Here is a 19,432-nt window from a genome sequence, read left to right as displayed (position 1 = left end):
GGGTTTCACGGGGAAGGGGGTGTGCAGGCGCGGTCGCCGAGGGCGCGCAGTGCCTTCGCGACCGCTTCGCCGATGCGGGCGATGGGTTCGGGTTCGGTCATCTCGTAGTGGCCGCAGGGCACGCGGTGGTCGTGGAGGGTTCCGTCGACGTGCGGCCGCCAGCTGTCGGCCTTGCCGGGCAGCACCGCCAAATCCGCCGGGTGTTCGGTGTGCTGCTCCTCGGCGGCGCTGAAGAACAGCACGTCACCGCGGTAGGTGCCAGGGGTGAACTGGGGCGCGATGCGTAGGTTGTTGCGCATGACGGCGGCGATGGCGGCGGCCTCGGCGCGGGTGACGGGGACGCTCGCCGGGTCGGCCGCGACGCGGGCGTCGATCTGGTCCAGGACCGCCTCCACGGGGGCCTGTGCGTCGACGGGGAGGCCGGCCACCCTGGACAGCAGGGCGGCGACCTGACGTTCTGTGGCGTCGGCGTCGTGTGCCGTGCCGTGCGGCTGGGGCGCGTCGAGCATGGCGAGGAGTTCGACCTGCTCGCCGTCGCGTTGCAGGGCGCAGGCCATGGCGTGGGCGACGAATCCGCCGTAGGACCAGCCCAGCAGCCGGTAGGGGCCGCGGGGTTGCACCTGGCGTACCAGGTCGAGGTAGTGGGCGACCATGGCGGCGGCGTCCGGGGCGGGCGGCCGGGTTCCGTCGAGGCCGGCGGCCTGGATGCCGTAGACGGGCTGATCGCCGCCGAGGTGGGGCAGCAGGCCCGTGTAGCGCCAGGCGACGCCCGCGCCGGGGTGGACGCAGAACAGGGGGGCGGCGCTGCCCTCGGCACGCAGCGGCAGCAGCGGGCCGAGCGCGGAGGAGGTGACCTCCGGGGTCTGCCCGTCCGTCCGGCCGGCCGCGGCGAGGACTCCGGCCACGGTGGGCGCGGCCAGCAGGGTCGCCGCCGGGACGTCGAGGACGCCGGTCTGGCGCAGCCGTCCCGCCAGCAGCACGGCGCGCATCGAGTCGCCACCGAGGTCGAAGAAGTTGTCGTGCACCCCGATGCCGCCGATGCCGAGGGTCTCCTCCCAGAGCCGGGTGACCTCCCGTTCGCGGTCGTCGCGGGGCGGTACGTGTTCGGTCGTCAGCCGGGGCCGGGGGGCGAGGCCGGGGCCTGCCGCCGTCGTGGTGTCGTCGGAGGGGGCGGGCTCCGTCCGGGCGCCGGGCGCGTCGATCCAGTGACGGTGGCGCTCGAAGGCGTACGGGGGCAGCGGCACCCGCCGGGGCGCGCCCGGCACCGGGGGCAGCGCGCGGTCCACGCCCGCGCTCCACAGCCGTCCCAGCGCTTCGGCGAGGACGAAACCGTCGGACGCCTCGGCCTTGGCGTGGCGCATGGTGGTCACCGTCACCGGCGTCCGGTCGGTGAGGCGGCCGGCGGCGAGCTTGCTCAGGGTGTCGCCCGGCCCGATCTCCACGAGGACGGGGTGCAGCCGGTCCCACAGGGCGGTGATGCCGTCGGCGAACCGCACGGTGTCGCGGGTGTGGGCGAGCCAGTGCTGGACTGAGGTGGCCTGGGCGTCGGTGACCCAGGTGCCGGTGACGTTGGTGACGTACGGGATGCGCGGCGGGCGCAGGGTGACCTGGCGCAGGTGGGTCTCGTAGGCCGGCAGGACCGGGTCCAGGACGTGCGAGTGGGCCGCGACGGGGATGCGCAGCCGGCGGAACGGGATGCCGCGCCGGGTGAGTTCGGCCTCGAAGCGGGTAACGGCGCCGAGGTGTCCGGCGACGGTGCAGGCGGTGGGGCCGTTCACGGCGGCGAGGGACAGGTCGGCGTCGAGCAGCGGCCGGATCTGTTCGGCCGGGGCGGCGACGCCGACGGTGGCTCCGCCGACGGAGCTGATGAGCCGGATGCGTTCGGTGACCAGGGGCAGCATGTCGGCGAGGTCGATGACGCCGGCCAGGCAGGCGGCCGTGTACTCGCCGAGCGAGTGGCCGATCAGCGCGTCGGGGCGCACGCCCGACTCCATGAGCGTACGGGCCAGGGCGTACTCGGTGACGACGAGCCCGAGGAAGGCGGAGGTGTCGTCGGGCCGTTGCTCCTCGAAGAGGGCGGTGCGCAGGTCGGCGTCGAGGACGGGCCGCAGGATGCGGGCGCACTCGTCGACGGTGTCGCGGTAGACGGCCTGGTCGCGGTACAGCTCCTTGCCCATGCCCGGGTACTGGGTGCCGCCGCCGGGCAGCAGGAACGCCACGCGGGCCGGGTCGTCGGCGAGCGCAGGGGTGGCCGGGGTCGCGGAGCGCAGTGCGTCCAGGGCCTCCTCGCGGGTGGCCGCCGTGACGGTGAGCCGGTGGCGCAGTGCGGGCCGGTCGGTGCGCAGGGAGTGGGCCACGTCGTCCAGGCGCAGGTCGGGCCGGCGTTCGAGGTGCCGGGCGAGTGCGGTGGCCTGGCCGCGCAGGGCGCCGGCGGTGCGCGCCGACAACGGCAGCACCAGGCGGCGGCCGTCGTGGGGCGGGCGGGGCGGGGCGGCGGGCGTGCGGGGGGCTTCCTCCAGGATGACGTGGGCGTTGGTGCCGCCGATGCCGAAGGCGCTGACGGCCGCCCGGCGGGGGTGGTCGCCCTCGGGCCACTCCTCCAGCGCGGTCGGCACGCGGAAGGGGCTCGCGTCGAAGTCGATGAGCGGGTTGGGCCGGTCGAAGTGCAGGCTCGGCGGGATCTGCCGGTGCTCCAGGGCCAGGACCGCCTTGATGAGTCCGGCGATGCCGGCGGCGGCTCCGAGGTGGCCGATGTTGGTCTTGACCGAGCCGAGCGCGCAGAACCCGGTGCGATCCGTGCTGTGCCGGAAGGCTTCCGTCAGGGCGGACACCTCGATGGGGTCGCCGAGTTTGGTGGCGGTGCCGTGCGCCTCGATCAGGCCGATGGTGGCGGCGTCGACCTCGGCCTGGGCCTGCGCGGCGAGGATGACCTCGGTCTGTCCGGCGGCGCTGGGCGCGCTGAAGCCGACCTTGCGCCGGCCGTCGTTGTTGACGGCGCTGCCGCGGATGACGGCGCGGATGCGGTCGCCGTCGGCGAGGGCGTCCTCGAGCCGCTTGAGTACGACGGCGCCCACGCCGTCGCCGGAGGAGGTGCCGGCGGCGTCCGCGGCGAAGGCGCGGCAGTGCCCGTCGGGCGAGAAGGGCCCGTCGGGTACGTGGCGGTAGCCCAGTACTGCGGAGGGGTTGAGGGAGACGGCGGCGGCGAGCGCGGTGTCGCAGCGGTGGTCGAGCAGGTCCTGGCAGGCGGTGTGCACGGCGACCAGCGCGGTGGAGCAGGCGGTCTGCAGGGACACGCTGGGCCCGGTGAGGCCCAGTTCGTAGGAGACGCGGGTGGCGAGCGTGCCGAGGGAGTTGGCGGTGGCGGCGTGGACGAGCGCCACCGAGCCGGGCTGTCCGGCGTAGCGGGGGTGGACGTGGGCGGGGTAGTAGCGGCTGTCGCCGGCCCCCGCGTACACGCCGAACGCCTCCTTCGCGCGGTCGCCGCCGAGGCAGCCGGCGTCCTCCAGGGCGTGGTAGGCCGTCTCCAGCAGCAGCCGCTGCTGGGGGTCGACGACGGCGGCCTCGGCGGGGCTGTAGCCGAAGAAGCCGGAGTCGAAGCGGTCGATGCCCTCGACCACCGACGCCATGCGGATCAGGGCCGGGTCGTCGAGGTCTCGCGGGTCGCCGCCGGCGGCGAGGAACTCCTCGTCGGTGACGGGCCGTACGGACTCCCGGCCGGCCGCGAGGTTGTCCCAGAAGGCGTCGAGATCGTCGGCGCCGGGGAAGCGGCCCGCCATGCCGATGACGGCGACGGCGGGCAGGTCGTCGTCGTGGGGTGCGGTGGTGTTGTGCACGGCCTGTGCCTCGTCCTCTCCCGGTTCGGTGGTGTACGCAGTGCGGTCGGTCCGCTCAGACATGGCCGCGGTCCTTGCCCTGGCGGGCGGAGCGGCGGGCGCGGGCCGCGCGTTGCCGGCGGGCCTGTTCCCTGGCGCGGTCCAGGCCGTCGCCGCTCTCCGGCCGGGAGGCCGCTTCGACCTCGGCCACCGGGCCCGCACCGGTGGCCGACAGGTGGCGGGCCAGGTCCCGGACGGTGGGGTGCGCGAAGAGGTCGACGACGGACAGCTCGCTGCCGAAGGCGCGGTTGACGGCGCTCTGCGCGGTGACCAGGAGCAGCGAGTTGCCGCCCAGGTCGAAGAAGTTGTCGTCCAGGCCCACCCGGTCGCGGTCCAGGACCTCGCGCCACACCTGGGCCAGCCGGCCCTCCAGGCGCCGCAGGTCTTCTTCCGTCTCGGGCTCGTCCGGGCGGGCGCCGGTGCCCGCCGAGCGCAGCGTCCACGCGTCGTCGGACAGGCCGGCCGCCTGCGCGCCGGCTGCCGCGGCGCGGTACAGGGCTCCCAGGTCGGTGCCGTCCTCCAGGCCGACGCGGGCGGCCAGGCGCCGGGTCTGGCGCACGGGTGCCACGACGTGGCTGCCCACCCAGGGGGCGGTGCGGTCGGCGCCGATCAGCAGGTGCGGTTCGTCCAGGGTGCGGGCGAAGTCGAACGAGCGCAGCGCGGCGGGCGGGTCGAGCAGCCGGTAGCCCCGGGCCTCGGTGAGGGCGGTGAGAGCGTAGCCGCGGCTCAGGCCGCGGTCGCGCCACATGCTCCAGGCCAGCGACTGCGCGGGCAGGCCGAGGCTGCGGCGGTACTCGGCGAGGGCGTCCAGGTAGGCGTTGGCGGCGGCGTAGGCGGCGTTCATGGCGCCGCCGAAGAAGCCGTTGACCGTGGAGAAAGTGACGAACGAGACGTGCGGGTGGTCGGCGGTGAGCCGGTGCAGCGTCCACGCGCCGCGCACCTTCGCCTCCAGCGCCCGGCGCCAGGTGGTGGTGTCCAGGTCGCCCACGGGGCGTTCCACGAGCGTGCCGGCCAGATGCAGCACTGACGTCAAGGGCACGCCCCAGGCCTCGGCGGCGGCCTCGACGGCGGCCCGCACCTGGTGTTCGTCGGTGACGTCGGCGCGGGCGTAGCGGACCTCTCCCCGCTCACGCAGCCCCGGCAGGGCGCGGGCCTCGTCTTCGGGGGTGCGGCCGAGGACGAGCAGCCGGGTGCCGGGGGTGCGCAGCAGGTGGGCGGCGATCTCGGCCCCGACACCACCGAGGCCCCCGGTGATCAGGGTGAAGCCGCCGTGCGCGGGGGGTTCGGCACGGGAGGGGGTTTCGGGCAGGGGGGCGAGGCGGCGTACGTAGCGGTGTCCGTCGCGGTGGGCGACATCCGCGCCGTCGTCGGTGCGCGCCGCCTCGGCCGCGAGGACGGTCAACGGGTCCGCGGTGTCGTCGGCGGGCAGGTCGAGGTGGCGGGCCCGCAGCGCGGCGGACTCCTCGGCCAGCGACTTCAGCAGGGCCGCGGCCATGGCGTGCGCCGGTGAGGGCCGGTCGCCGGGGCGCACGGCCTGGGCGCCCGCCGAGACGTACACCAGGTCCACGGGACGCTGCGGGCCGGGCCGGCCGGCGAGGGCCCGGGCGAACGCCAGCAGCCGCTCCACGCCCGTCGTGTCGTCCGGCGCCACCAGCGGCTCTCCCGTGCCGCGGAGCCCGTCGAGGTACAGGACGGCGTCGACGGGCCGCTCGTCGTCGGCCAACTGGCCCAGCAATGCGGCGTAGTCGGCGGTCTCCAAGGGCCGGACCCGGTAGTGGGCGGCGTCCACCCGCTCGTACGCGGCTGCCTCCTCGACCACCGTGCACAGGCCGCCCGCCGAGCGCAGCGCGTCGGCGAGCCGCTTGGCGAGTGCGCCGACCCGAGGGTCGCCGCCCGCCAGGACGAGGGTGTGCCGGCCCGGCGCCACGGCGGGGGCGTCGGGGCGTTGCGTCCGCTGCCACACCGGGCGCAGGAACCAGTCGGGGACGGTGGCCGCGGTGCCCAGCAGCACCTGGGTGCGGCGCACCTCGTCGTCGAAGTCGCCCGCCTCGAAGCTCTTGCGCAGCTTGGTGCGCTGGATCTTGCCGATCTCCGTCTTGGGGACGGCGTCCCGCGCCACCGGGATGAGGAAGGCCGGGCTGACGCCGATCTCCCGGGTGACCTTGCCGGCGATCTCACGCAGGGCGCGGGCCTGGTCGGCGCCGGCCTCGGGGGTGAGGTGCAGGAACAGGGCGAGTTCGTCGGTGGGCGAGGCGGGGTCGGTGCGCACCGCGACCGCGGCGGTGAAACTCCGCTCCGCGTACGGGAGTTCCTCTACGCAGGCTTCGATCTCGTGGCTGTAGTGGTTGACGCCGTTGACGATGATGACGTCCTTGGCGCGGCCGGTGATGTAGAGCTCGCCGTCGCGCAGGAACGCCAGGTCGCCGGTGTCGAACCAGCCGTCGTCGGTGAACGCCTCCGCGTTGGCGGCCGGATTGTCGTGGTAGCCGCCGGTCACCGAGGTGCCGCGGACCTGGAAGCGGCCCGCCTCGCCCTCGGGCAGGACAGTGCCCTGTTCGTCGACGACCCGCATGGCGAAGCCCGGGTAGGGGCGGCCGCAGCTCACGAACGTGCCCTCGCCCGGGACCGGTTCGGCGGGCAGGACGGCGTCGGTGACCACCGAGCAGGTCTCGGACATGCCCCAGCCGGGGTGCATCACGTCCTGCGGCAGGCCGAAGGGCCTCAGCGCGTGCAGGAAGCCTCGGGCCGCGGACGCGACGACGACCTCGCCGGCGTTCATCACCAGCCGCATCGGCGACAGGTCCCAGTCACGGCCGGTGAAGCGGTGGGACTGTTCGGCCAGGAGCCCGAAGGCGAAGTTGGGCGCCCAGGTGACGGTGACCCGGTGCCGGTCGGCGAGGTCCATCCAGCGCAGCGGGTCCTGCAGGATCCAGGGGGTGGGGGCGTGGATCTGGCGGCAGCCCAGGTACACGTCGCGCAGGTGGAACATGACCACGCCGGTGACGTGGTCGAGCGGGATCCAGTTCAGGGAGACGTCGTCGGCGCCGAGGCCGTTGAGCTGCTCGGTGGCGGCCGAGCGGGTCAGCACGTTGCGGTGGGTGAGCCGTACCGCCTTGGGCAGGCCGGTGCTGCCGGACGTCATCAGCATCAGCATCAGGTCGTCGGGCCGGGCGGGGTACCAGTCGTGGTCCTCGGGCGCGGCGCGCAGGGCGTCGGCCGTGGTGATGCGCGGCCCGGGCCCGTCCTGCCGGGCGGCGACCGCGCGCAGCCCGGCCTCGCGCCCGGCGGAGCAGACGATCCAGGGCCGGCCGAGCATCCGCCAGATGCCCTCCAGCTTGGTCAGCGCCGCGGAGGGGGTGTCGTAGGAGGCGGGGACGGTCAGCGGGACGGCGACGAAGCCGCCGAGGACGCAGCCCCACAGCACGGCGAGGAAGTCCTCGGTGACGTCGCACTGGAGGATGACCCGGTCGCCCGGGCGCAGGCCGGCCCGGCGCAGCCCGGCCAGGACGCGGGATGCCTCGGGGATCAGGGATGCGTAGGTGCGCCGGTGCTCACTGCCGTCGTCGTGGACGTGGACGATGTCGCCCTTCTCGCGTGCGGCGGCGCGGCGCAGGGCCTCGGCCCAGCTCGGCACGGACGGTTCGGTCAGGGCGGGGCCCTCGCTGACGGCGGGGACGGCGCGGGCCGGCGCGGGGCGGGTGGTGGGGGCGGCCTGGGCGGGGCGGTCGGGCAGGCCGGTGTGGCGGCGTTCCAGTTCCTCGGGGGCGTTCTCCACCGCCACGTCGACGGCTGTGACGCCGGGCAGCTCGGCCAGCCGCTGCCGCCAGGTCCTGGCCGCGGTCGTGTCGACAGCGGGCAGGGCCCGCAGTGCCGCGCTGTCGACGCCGCCGTCCTCGGTTCGGGGCAGGGCGTTCACCGCCGTGACACGGACCGTGCCGTTGCCCGCGCGGGCCAGGAGCTCCTCGACGCGTTCGGCGGCGTCGGACCGCCCGGGCACCACGTACAGTCGGGCCGGGGCGTCGCCGTGGCCGGGCAGCACGTGGGCCTCGCGGATACCGGGCACGGACCGGGCCGCGTCCGCGAGCTCGGCCGTGTCGGTGGTGGCCGGGACGGCGGTGCGCTCGGGAAGCGCGGGCAGCTGCCCGAGGCGGACGGCGGGGTCGGTGCTCACCGTGCGCAGGACGTCGTGCAGGGCGCGGGCGAACGCCTCGGCGGTCCGGGCGTCGTAGAGGCCGGTGGCGTACTCGACGTGCAGGGTCAGGCCGTCGGGGGCGCCCCCGGCATCGTGGCGCTGAAGGACGTCGACGAACAGGTCGAACTTGGCGGTGCCGGTGGCGGTGGGCCGCAACCGGGTGCGGGTGCCGTCGAGTTCGAGGACGGCCGGTGCGTTGTTCTGCAGGGCCAGCATCACCTGGAACAGGGGGTGCCGGCCGGGCGTGCGGGGCGGGTTGAGGTCCTCCACCAGCCGGTCGAAGGGCAGGTCCTGGTGGTCCAGGGCGGCCAGGTCGGCGGTGCGCAGCCGGGCGAGGAGGTCGAGGAAGGCGGGGTCGCCGGAGGTGTCGGCGCGCAGCACCAGGGTGTTGGTGATCAGGCCGATCAGGGAGTCGAGGCCGGGTTCGGTGCGACCGGCGACGGGGGTGCCGAGGACGATGTCCTCGCCGGCGCCGCAGCGGGTGAGCAGGGCGCTGACGGCGGCGTGCAGCACCATGAACAGGCTGGCGCCCTCGCGGTCGGCCAGACGCAGCAGCGCACGGTGCAGGTCGGCGTCGACGGCGACTTCGACGTGCGCGCCCGCGCCCCGCGGTGCGGTGGGCCGGGGCCGGTCGCCGGGCAGGGTGCACTCCTCGGGCAGGCCGTCCAGCGCGGCGCGCCAGTGGGTGGTGAGCCGCTCCAGGCGGCCGGGGCCGTCGGGACCGGGCGCGAGCAGGGCGCGCTGCCACAGCGCGTAGTCGGCGTACTGCACCGTCAGCGGGGGCCACTCCGGTGCCCGGCCCGCCCGGTGGGCGGCGTAGGCGGCGGACAGGTCGGCGGCGAAGGGGGCGAGCGACCAGCCGTCGGCGGCGCTGTGGTGCAGTACGAACAGCAGGACCCGGTCGCTGCCGGTGCCCAACAGCCAGGCCGCCAGGGGGCTTTCCGCCGTCAGGTCGAAGGGGCGGCGCGAGGCGGCGTGGACGTGGGCGGCGATCTCCGCTGCGGGGCAGTCGACGCGCCGCAGCACCGGGCGCAGCTCTCCGGGCGCCAGGATGCGCTGGAAGGCCGCCCCGTCCTGTTCGGCGATCACCGTGCGCAGGCTCTCGTGCCGGTCGGCCAGGTCCCCGAGCGCGGCCTGGAGCGCCCCGGTGTCCAGGCCGGATCCGACGGGAACCAGGAGCGGGATGTGGTAAGTGGCCGCGCCCTCGTCGAGCCGGTTCAGGAACCACATGCGTTCCTGGGCGAAGGACAGCGGCACCCGCTGCGGGCGAGCGGCGGCGCCGAGGACGGGCCGGGGCGGGGTGCCCTGCGTGCCCGCGGCGAGCCGTTCGGCGAGCGCCGCCGGGGTCGGCGCCTCGAACAGGGCGGTGATGGGGATCTCCGCACCGGTCCGCTGCCGCAGCCGGGCCAGCAGCCGGGTGGCGAGCAGGGAGTCGCCGCCCAGGTCGAAGAAGCGGGCGTCCACGCCCACGGACTCGCGTGGCAGGTCCAGCACGTCCTCGAACAGGGCGCACACCAGGCGCTGGTGCGCAGTCGCCGGCCGGGTGCCGGACGCGGCGGCGGTGAAGTCGGGATCGGGCAGGCTCTGCACGTCGAGTTTGCCGTTCGCGGTCAGCGGCAGGGCGTCCACGGGGACGCAGGCGGCCGGGACCATGTGCTCGGGCAGGTGCGCGGCCGCGTGGGTGCGCAGGTCGGCGGGGTCCGCAGGGGTGTCACCGGAGGGGACGGTGTAGGCGATGAGGTGCAGGGCGCCGTTGCCGGTGCGGCGGGGCACGACGGCGGCGCGGGCGACGCCCGGGTGGGCGGTGAGGACGGCCTCGATCTCGCCGGGCTCGACGCGGAAGCCGCGCAGCTGTATCTGGGCGTCGGCGCGGCCGATGTAGTCGAGGGTGCCGTCGGGGCGGCGCCGGGCCAGGTCGCCCGAGCGGTACATGCGGGTGCCGGGCGGGCCGTAGGGGTCGTCGAGGAAACGTTCCGCGGTCTGCTCGGGGCGGTTGAGGTAGCCAGGGGCGACGCCGGCGCCGGAGACGTACATCTCCCCTGTCGCGCCGGGCGGTACCGGCCGTCCCTCGGGGTCCAGCAGGTGCACCCGCAGGTCGGCGAGCGGTCGGCCGATGACGCTGACGCGGCGCGGGTCGTCCAGGTCGGCTTCGGTGAGGCGGTGGTGGGTGACGTGCACGGTGGTCTCGGTGATGCCGTACATGTTCACCAGCGCCGGTCGGTCGAGGCCGTGCCGGTCGGCCCAGGGGCGCAGCCGCGCCGGGCGCAGGGCCTCCCCGCCGAAGACGACATAGCGCAACGCCCCACTGCCGCGGCCGTGTTCGAGGTCGGCGTCGATGAGCTGCTCGAACGCGGACGGTGTCTGGTTGAGGACGGTCACGCCCTCGCGGTGCAGCAGGTCGAGGAAGTCACGCGGCGAGCGGCTGACGGCGTAGGGCACGACGACGATCCGGCCACCGTGCAGCAGGGCGCCCCAGATCTCCCACACGGAGAAGTCGAAGGCGTAGGAGTGGAACAGCGTCCACACGTCGTCGGCCCGGAAGTCGAAGTGCTCGGCCGCGGCGGCGAAGAGGCGTACGACGTTGGCGTGCGGCACGGGTACGCCCTTGGGGCGGCCGGTGGAGCCGGAGGTGTGGATGATGTACGCGGTGTCGGAAGGGCTGAGCGGGCCGTGCCGTTCGGTGTCGGTCAGGTCGGTGCCGGAGCGGCGGGCGAGATCCGCGGCCACCTGGGGGTCGTCCAGCAGCAGGGTGGGGACGGCGTCCTGGGCGAGGTGGGCGTGGGCGTGTTCGGTGACGAGGACGACGGGGGCCGCGTCCTCGACGACCAGCCGCAGCCGCCCGGCCGGCTGACCCGGGTCCAGGGGCAGGTAGGCGGCGCCGGTCTTCAGGACGGCCAGCAGGGCGGGCAGCAGCCGGATGCCGCGCTCAAGGGCGAGCGCCACGACCCGGCCGGGGCCCGCGCCGTGCTCGGTCAGCAGCCGGGCGATCCGGTTGGCCTCGGCGTTGAGACCGGCGTAGGTGAGCCGCTCGTCCCCGTGGCTGACGGCCGTGCGCTCGGGCCCGGCCGCGGCCCGCTCCTCGAACAGCTCCGTCAGGGTCCGCCCGACCGGATACGTGTGCGCGGGTGTGTCGCGGGGGTGTTCGCCCGGCAGCAGGATGTCCAGATCACCCAGCGGCGTCGTCGGGTCGGCCTCGGCCAGCAGGCGCAGCAGCGTGCAGAACCGGTCGCGGTGCAGCGCGAGTTCGTCCTCGTCGTACAGGGCGGGGTTGGCGTCGAGGGCCAGCCACAGTCCGCCGCCGCGCTGTCCGGGACGCACCGAGATCTGCAAGTCGTCGACGGCTCCGCCGGACAGGTGGTGCCAGGTGGTGGGGTGACCGCCGAAGACCGGGGACTCGTCGAACGGGACGATGTTCAGCACCGGCCCGTACAGTCGGCGGCCGGTGCCCAGCAGGCCCAGGTCGCGGCGGAGGAACTCGCCGCGGTAGCGCTGGTGGCGGCGCAGGGCCTGCAGTTCGTCGGCGACGGCCCGGGCCAGCTCCGCGACGCTCGTCGCGGGGGCGGCGGCCACGCGCAGCGGCAGGACGTCGGAGGCGGTGCCGGGGGTGCGCAGGGCGGCGCTGCCCAGCCGGCTCATCGTGGCCATGCCCAGCACCAGGTCGTGGGCGCCGGTCATCCGGTGCAGGTAGACGGCGGTCGCGGCGGTCAGCAGGTCGGTGCGCCGGACACCGAGGCGGGCGGCCGCGGTGTCCAGGGCATCGGTCTCGGCGGGCGTCAGTTCGGCGGTTCTGCGCAGGAAGGGCGCGGTGGGCGGCGCCGTGCGGGCAGTGAGCCGGGCGGGTTCGGACAGGCCGGCCAGACGCTGCGCCCAGTGGTCACGGTCGCGGGCAAAGCGCTCGGAGGCGAGGTAGGCCGCCTCCTCCTCCTGAAGCCGGCGCACCGGCGCGAAGGCGCACGGCTCCGGTTCGCGGTCCTCGGCCAGCGCGTTGTACGTCTCGGCCAGGCGGCGCCCGAGGAGCTTGTAGCTGTAGCCGTCCAGGAGCAGGTGATGGGCCCTCAGCAGCCACAGGTGCCGGTCCTCGGCGAGGGTGAGCAGGGTGTGCGCGAACAGGGGGCCCTTCTCCGGGTCCACCGGGGTCGCGAGGTCGGCGCGGACGTACTCCCATGCGGTGGCCTCCGGATCGGCGGCGCCGCTGACGTCGGCCCGGTTCAGACTCCAGTCGTCCGCGTCCGGAGCCGGGTGGCAGCGCGGACCCTCGTCGGTGTCGGCGAACCGCAGGGCGAAGGTGTCGGCCTCGGCGACGACGCGCCGCAACGCGGTCTCGAACAGGGCGCTGTCGAGGGGTCCGTGGATCTCCACGGCCTCCGCGGTGTTGTACGCGGCGCTGTCCGGTGCGAGCCGTCCGGCGTACCAGAGGCCCTCCTGGGCTCCGGACAGCGGTCGACGTGCGTCCTCCTGGAGTGACATAGCGCAAACCTCACGTGGCAAGCCGAAGATGTCCCGGACGGCGAGGCCCGGCCGGATCGGACGGGTGCGGCCACCCCCGTGCCGCCCGCGCGCGGCGTACGGCCGCACACCGGGCGCGGCCCACAGGGGGATACAAAGGCCGCACACCGGGGTCAGGACGATCACGTTGTCTGCCCCGGTTTCACGGCACAGCACGGTGAGGCCCCCGCACAGGCCGGGTCAAGGCGAACCGGCCCGCCGGCCGGCGATTCAGGGATTTCCCTGAAATCCGCCGGGCCAGGGAGTGCGGACCGCTGCTCAACTTCTAGGGAAATCACGCGACTTCCCCGCCCGGGGGCCTCTGGGCTGGATTCCGCCGCGCTCCGCCGTGCACCCTCGAAAAGCCCCCGACCTCCCCGCGGACCACCGCGGCGGCAGACCCGTCCCGGGGCCGTGGACTTCCGGAACGAACGACGGAAAGAAGGCTGACGGCATGCACCGTGCGCTGTGTCCGGTCGAGACGCTCTACGTGGGCCAGAGAAGCAGGGCCGTGCTGTCCTGCACCCTGCGTGGACCGGTGGACGTCGCGGCACTGTCGGCCGCGTTCGACGCCACGACCGAGGCGAACCCGCCGCTGCGCTCCCGCATCGAACAGGACGGGGCGAGGCACGTGTTGCGCGTCCTCGATGCCGACGAGCGGCCCCGGCTGATCACCCGGACCGGCGACGAGGCCGAGGCCTACGCGGCGGAGCTGAACAGGCCACTGCCGCTCGGAGGCCCCCTCAGCCGCGCCGTCCTGGTCAGCGCACCGGGCGGGGACAGCCACCTCTTCGTGCTGGTGATCGACCACACCATCACCGACGGCCACAGCAGCATCGCGCTGCACAACGCCCTGTGGGACCGCTACCGGCAGTTGGTCGAGGGGGGCACCGGCGAGAGCGCCGATCCGGAGGGCCCCCGCTGGCCGGAGCCGGTGAGCCGGCTGCTGCCAGCCGTCGACGACGCCGACACGGCGAAGTACCTGGACGGCCGCCTGGAGGAGATACGGCGCCACCCGGTCGAACTGGTCCCCTACGACGCCGCCCCCGGCGAGGGGGCCGACGCCGGCGGGCACATCGAGGTCCGCAGGATGACCCTGGACGCGGACCTCACCTCACGGCTGCGCCGGACGGCGCGCGCCTCGGGCGTCTCGGTGCACGCTCTGATCTCCGCGACCCTTCTGGTGACGGCGAGACGGCGGCTGCCGGGAGACGACGGAGCCCGCACGCTCGGCTGTCTCTCCCCCGTCGACCTGCGCTCGCGGCTGTCCCCGCCGCTGCCCGCCTCCGCCCTGGTCCCCGCGGTCACCACCCACCTGCAGACCCTTCAGGTGTCCGCAAGCTCCGAGCCGTTGGAGGTGGCCCGTGCCGTGCACGCCCGCCTCAGCGACTTCCTCTCCCGAGGCGACCACGTGCACGAGATGCGCATCACGCCGGAGATCCCCCGCAACCCCGCCCTGCAACTGGCCACGGTGATCGCCACCAACATGGGCGTGGTCCCGGGCCCGCGCCTGCCCGGCGGGCTGCGGGCCGTCGACGTACGGCTGGTCCCGGGCCGCGAGCACTACTTCCCGCAGGCCGGTCGCAGCCCCGTCATGGCCTGCGTCGTCTCCTTCGAGGGCCGGCTCAGCATCGAGTTCCCGCACTCCACCGCCTGCTACAGCCCTGACTTCATGAGGGAGTTCCGCGACGACGTGCGCGCCGGGCTCCTGGCCTTCACGGATGCGGCCGAGCCCGGGCACGCCCTGGCCGCCACCGGCTGAGTACGACCGCCCGTTCGCCCCTTCCGACCCCGCCCGCCCGGCCGTAAGGAACCTCTGTCCGTCATGACGACCGTCAGCGAACTCCCCTCCCCCCTCACGCTGCTCCTCCGAGCCCAGGCGGGCGACGAGCACGCGATGAACCACCTGCTGACCGCCATCACGCCCTACGTCGCGCGTATCTGCCGGTCCATCACCCATGACGACGGCGCCGACGCCACGCAGGAGGCACTGCTCGCCGTCTACCGCGGCCTGGGATCCCTGCGCGAACCGACGGCGTTCTACGGCTGGGTGCGCTCCGTGTCGGTCCGGGAGGCCGTCCGCACCGCCAAGCGCTACGGCGCGGAGAGCTGCTGCTCCGAGGTGGAGGCTCAGCAGGAGACCAATCCCATGGACGCGGTGTACATCAGCGACGTGCTGGAACGCCTGTCGCAGGCGCACCGGCAGGTCCTCACCCTGCGTGCCTACGGGCTCAACGAGGAGGAGATGGCCGAGGTGCTCGCCCTGCCCGTGGGCACCGTCCGTTCCCGTCTCTTCCGTGCCCGCCGCCGGTTCCAGGAAGCCTGGCAGCCCTCGGCGGCGTGAGGCCGGTCCGGCCCCTGCGGGGGCCGGGCCGTTACGACGGCGGCCGTGGCGGTGTTTCCGCCACGGCCGCCGTGCGGGGCCCGGCAGGCCCCGTTCCGCACTACCGCACGCGTTCCGGGAGGACACGCGGGGGCCACTGCCCCGCGGCGAACATCCCGAGGGCGTGCGCCCGCGCCACGAGGGCGGGCCGGTTGGGCGCGTCGAAACGACGCAGCATCTGTCCGACGCGGTACTCGATGCCCTGGCGGCTCAGATACAGACGGGAGGCCAACTGCACCGTGGATTCGCCACTCGCCACACCCTCCAGAACCTGCGCGTCGAGGGCGCTGAGCACGGGCCCGCCGGTGACCGCTCCCGCCGTCCGGCGCAGGAGGACGACGACACCGACCATCTCACCCGAGGGCTGCCTGACGGCGATGGCGGTGATATCGGCATGGAAACTGTGGCCGTCGCCGTCCCGGCCCGTCACCTTCTGCTTGAATCTCCGGTTACGCCCCGAGGAAAGCGCGGCGAATTGTTCCCGCAAATGGCCCGGGGCCGGGGAACGGAGCAGTTCGAGGAGTCCGCGTCCGCAGATCTCGTCGGCACTCAGGCCGAATTGGCGGGCGAATTCGGGTTCCGCGGCCGTGACCGCGAGCTCCCGCGGGGAGAGGTGGGCCGTACAGGTGGCCGCCGGGGTCACGTGGTCCTGCGCGGCAATCAGGTCTCGGCGGGCGGGAACAGCTGTGGCTGCGGTCTTCTTCTTGCTGGGCGAGGCGTCGGGGAAACTCGTGGTCGCCACGGACGTACCGTCCTTCTTCCTGCACGTGGGGGGCTGGGAAGGGTGTCACGGACGCGGAGCGGACCGATGCGCTGTACCAGGGTGTCGACGAGCGCCCGGTGACGGCACGCGCCACCTCGTCGGTGGCCGGGGCCGGAGTTCCGCGTCGTTCCCGGCCGGCGGCGGGCCCCGGAACCGGGATCGGGTCAGGTGAGCGGAGGAAGCGGTGCCGAGGCGACCGTCATCCGGGTCTGCTGGGCAACGTTGTCATCACTGCTGTTCGAGCCCGAGGTGCGGTCCCGTCGACGGGCCGCGCAAGGGCCGGGCGGGCGACGCGTAAGCCCTGCCGAGACGAGAAGCCCGTTCGGGCAGCGGGGAGCACGAAAACCTCCACGAGACGAAGAGGGGATCGTTTGGGGAAAGCCGCCTTCGAGACTAAAGGGAGACAACTCTTGAGACAAGAGTTTGCCAGGTGACCTCGGCAACGCGTCAACTCTTGTGCGAACGGGCCGAATTCGGGCCCCGCGAACCCCCGTCACCAACAATCCCGACGGCCCGGGACGCTGCCCACTGGAGTGCGCTTACCCGCCACGCCAAACGGCTTGTCGCCCCTTGCCGCGCTCCTTAAAGTGCTGACAACTCACATGCCCGATCGGGCAAGCGGAACCACGGATACCGTGCCGACCGGGCCACCGAACCCGAGGAGGGAGATGCTCGACCAGCCGCAGTTCGGCCGTCGGCTCAGAAGACTCCGGACCGCACGCGGCCTGAGCCAGGCCGACGTCGCCGGCGACGGCATGTCGACGGGACACCTGTCACGCCTGGAGTCCGGCGACCGACGACCCACCGAGCGCACCGTGGCCTACCTCGCCCAGCGACTCGGCGTCGACGCTTCGGCCCTGACCGGCCCGCAGGACGGCAGGTCCCTGAGCGGAGTGCTGGCCGCCGTGGCCTCGGCGCCGCCCGGGACGGACAGCACCGCGGCGCTCAGCCGCGCGGTCGAGGACGACCCCGGCGAGGACCCCGCCGCCCGCTGGCAGGCCCTGTGGCTGCTCAGCCAAGCCGCCGCTCGCGACGGCGACCACCAATTGGAGCGCACACGGCTGCTGGAACTCCTGGCGCTGAGCCGCTCGTTGGACGCCCCCGACCTCCACACCCGCTCGCTCGTCCGCTACGCGCGCTGCACACGGGCCATCGGCGACCTGCACACGGCGGAATCGGCGGCGACGGAGGCGCTCTCCCTCGCCCGCACCGCGCACCTGTGCGTGCCCGACACCCTGGCCGCCCTGCTGGAGCTGATCAACAGTGAGACGGAACTCGGCCGGTGGCAGGCGGCCTCGCAGCACGTCGACGAGTTGGACCGCGATCTGCTGCCCCGGGCCTCTGCCGTACAGGCAGCCGAGGCCCTGTGGACGGCCGCCCTGGTCAGCAGCCGCAAGGGCGACGACGCGGCTGCCATGGCCCGGCTGAACAAGGCCCTGGGTCTACTCAAGGGCGGACGGGAGGACCTGACCGCGTGGGCCCGGCTGCGGACCGCCGCCGCCGCTGCGGCCCTGCAGATGTCACCGCCCCGGGTGGCCGCCGCGGAGGAGTGGCTGACAGAGGCCGCCTCCGTCCTTGATCTGACCGGCACGCCTGCGCAGCTCCAGGAACTGCACGCCCTCCAGGCTCATCTCGCCTTCGCACAGGGCCGGTTGGAGGACGCCGCCCTGCTCGTTCGGGCCGTACTGTCCGAGAAGGACCTGCGTCTCCCCTACCGTGACCGGGTACGGCTGTCGGTCCTCGACGGCCGGCTGGCGATCCACGCGGGCCGGGTCGAGGAGGGCGTCGCCGCGCTCCAACAGCTCGCACGACAGGCCACGCAGTCCAGGCACGTCGGCCTCGCCGCCCACGTCTGGCAAGCGCTGGCCACCGCCCTGGCTGCCGGCATCCACCCCTCCGGGGCAGCCCCCTGCCAAACGCGCCCCGGCCGGTCGGGCGGGCCGCGGTCCGTCAGCCGGCTGGGCACTCGCACCGGCGGGGCGGACGGCCTCGCAGAGAGCAGAGGGAAGCCGTGACACGGCGCGATGGCCCACCCGCAGGCGCCGCCGCCGTAGCCGACCACGCGGCGGCCGTCCCAGAACCTTCCGATGAGATCCAGACAGTGATCCTTTCGCTGACAGTCGGTCAGGTAACCGTTCCGCACATGCCGGTTCGGAGCGGCAGCCGCCCGAGGTAGCAGCCTCGTACCGCCTGCGCAATCGGTCCTTTAGGGCGGTATGACGGAACTGGTAGACGCCACCCGCCTGCCGGATCGCCTTCATCTGGTGTGCCGTGCGCAGGTGACGGGTGAACGAGTGATACCCCAGGCCGCATTTCCGGCCGACCACGATCGGGGTGAGCCGTAGGACGACCGCTGGTCCGAGACCGAAGAGCCAGCCCAGGGCCGCGCCGATGGCAAAGCCGTAGCGCACGCCACCCGCGCCCGGGCCGTCCCACTCTTCTTGGCCGCGCAACCGATAGGTGGAGGCGCTGGAGGACGGCGGACTGGGGGAGACGACACGGATGCCGTGGACGTCCTGGTCGTCGCCCCGGAGCAGCGCTGCGACCGTCGGGCCGGGCAGGCACAGTTCCACGAAGGCCGCCGTGCCGTAGCGCCAGGCTCGCTCCGTCAACGGGGTGTCGTCGTCCAAGGTGACCTGGCCATGGTGCAGTTGCCACTGTTGTTCCTCCGCAACCAGTGCCAGCCGGACGTTCACGGCGGCGCTCGCTGAGCATCGCCACCAGTGCGGCCGTGTCCGTCTGCCCGCTGTGCGCCATGCCTGGCTGTCCCTCTCCCCGTACCGCGTGTGGCCGAAGGCGCATCGTCACGGCCCGCGCTCCCGAGCAGACTACGCCGCCCGCCACAACGCCCGGCGTTCCCTGTAGTCGGATGACCGGCGCATGAGGGCAGGCAAGCCAAGCCCTGGCACGCTTGGTACCAACTAGGTACCCTGGGGGCATGCCATCACTGAATGTGTCCTTCTCCGATGAGGAAATGGAGGGCGTCCGTGCCGCCGCCGCTGCGGAGGGCAAGAGCCTGAAGCAGTACCTGCACGACCTCGGCGTACGCGAGATGCACCGCAAGCGTTTCGTCGCCGGCGCCGTTGCCTGGGCCGACAAACTGCGCGGTGAGTTCGATGACGCGTTCCCTGACGAGGTTCCCCCCTCACAGCGTGGCGACGGTGCTGCGGCTGCCTGATGATTCTGCACATCGATGTCTCATGGCTGCTCGACGTCCAGGAGGCCGCTCTGAGGCACGAGGACGTGACGGTGACGGACTACTCGGCGCTGGTGGCAGCCGTCGCGCGGCACAAGACCAAGATGCCGACTCTTGAGACGGCCGAACCGGATGCCGCCTGGCGCGCAGCCGCTCTTTTGCACACAATCGTCCGGCTTGAACCCCTCCCCCACCGGAATAGCCTTTTCGCTGCTTTCGTCGCCGCTCAGTACATGGACCAGTCCGGTGAAGGCATCGATCCGCCCTACGGCGCCCTCTCTGATCTTGTCCGGAAGGTCCGGGATGCTCGCCTGAGTGTCTATGCCGTCGCCGAGGCACTGCGTTCCTGGAAGCTCTGAAGCTGCTCCCCCGCGTCCCAGATGAGCGCGAGCTGGGAATGCCGTCGGTGGCCGGCCACTACGCTGTCGTCGGGCCCCCCCCCCCGGCGGCCCCCCCCAAGCACCAGGGGGCCCCGTGTAAAACACTGTTCAGTGCCCGCACGACCACGAGGTGGGGGGTACGGCCCCCCCCCCCCGGTGGC

The 19,432-nt window shown here is 73.8% G+C and carries 8 protein-coding genes; 5 read left to right on the top strand and 3 right to left on the bottom strand.

The window, feature by feature from the left end:
* Positions 1-5 precede the first annotated feature (5 nt).
* The gene (locus ACFYZJ_RS11145; protein ID WP_388565510.1) at positions 6-3,896 is read right to left on the bottom strand and encodes a type I polyketide synthase; all 3,891 of its coding nucleotides are present in this window, start codon (positions 3,894-3,896) and stop codon (positions 6-8) included.
* Positions 3,889-12,531: an amino acid adenylation domain-containing protein gene (locus ACFYZJ_RS11140; protein WP_388565508.1), complete on the bottom strand. Its 8,643-nt coding sequence runs from the start codon at positions 12,529-12,531 to the stop codon at positions 3,889-3,891. Before ACFYZJ_RS11140 ends, ACFYZJ_RS11145 begins: the two co-directional genes overlap by 8 nt.
* 472 nt (positions 12,532-13,003) lie before the next feature.
* Between ACFYZJ_RS11140 and ACFYZJ_RS11135 the strand changes: the two genes are divergently transcribed.
* Entirely contained in the window at positions 13,004-14,311 is a 1,308-nt protein-coding gene (locus ACFYZJ_RS11135) for a condensation domain-containing protein (protein WP_388565505.1), read from the top strand.
* A gap of 63 nt (positions 14,312-14,374) precedes the next feature.
* The gene (locus tag ACFYZJ_RS11130) at positions 14,375-14,893 is read left to right on the top strand and encodes an RNA polymerase sigma factor (protein ID WP_388565503.1); all 519 of its coding nucleotides are present in this window, start codon (positions 14,375-14,377) and stop codon (positions 14,891-14,893) included.
* 100 nt (positions 14,894-14,993) lie between these two features.
* On the opposite strand, the gene ACFYZJ_RS11125 is transcribed toward ACFYZJ_RS11130, so the two are convergent.
* On the bottom strand, positions 14,994-15,674 hold the full coding sequence (locus ACFYZJ_RS11125; protein ID WP_388565501.1) for a PAS domain-containing protein: 681 nt from the start codon (positions 15,672-15,674) through the stop codon (positions 14,994-14,996).
* 689 nt (positions 15,675-16,363) lie between these two features.
* Between ACFYZJ_RS11125 and ACFYZJ_RS11120 the strand changes: the two genes are divergently transcribed.
* The 3 genes from ACFYZJ_RS11120 to ACFYZJ_RS11110 all read left to right on the top strand — a co-directional run bounded on the left by ACFYZJ_RS11120 (position 16,364) and on the right by ACFYZJ_RS11110 (position 19,250).
* On the top strand, positions 16,364-17,710 hold the full coding sequence (locus tag ACFYZJ_RS11120) for a helix-turn-helix domain-containing protein (RefSeq protein ID WP_388565498.1): 1,347 nt from the start codon (positions 16,364-16,366) through the stop codon (positions 17,708-17,710).
* Between the two features lie 923 nt (positions 17,711-18,633).
* Entirely contained in the window at positions 18,634-18,873 is a 240-nt protein-coding gene (locus ACFYZJ_RS11115; RefSeq protein WP_388565496.1) for a hypothetical protein, read from the top strand.
* A complete protein-coding gene (locus ACFYZJ_RS11110; protein WP_388565493.1) occupies positions 18,873-19,250 on the top strand; it encodes a toxin Doc in 378 nt (125 codons plus the stop codon). Before ACFYZJ_RS11115 ends, ACFYZJ_RS11110 begins: the two co-directional genes overlap by 1 nt.
* Positions 19,251-19,432 lie beyond the last annotated feature (182 nt).

The sequence above is a fragment of the Streptomyces sp. NPDC001848 genome (assembly GCF_042891915.1).
Classification (GTDB): domain Bacteria; phylum Actinomycetota; class Actinomycetes; order Streptomycetales; family Streptomycetaceae; genus Streptomyces.
The sequence above is the reverse complement of the archived record's forward strand: the minus strand, read 5'-3'. Positions and strand labels throughout refer to the sequence as shown.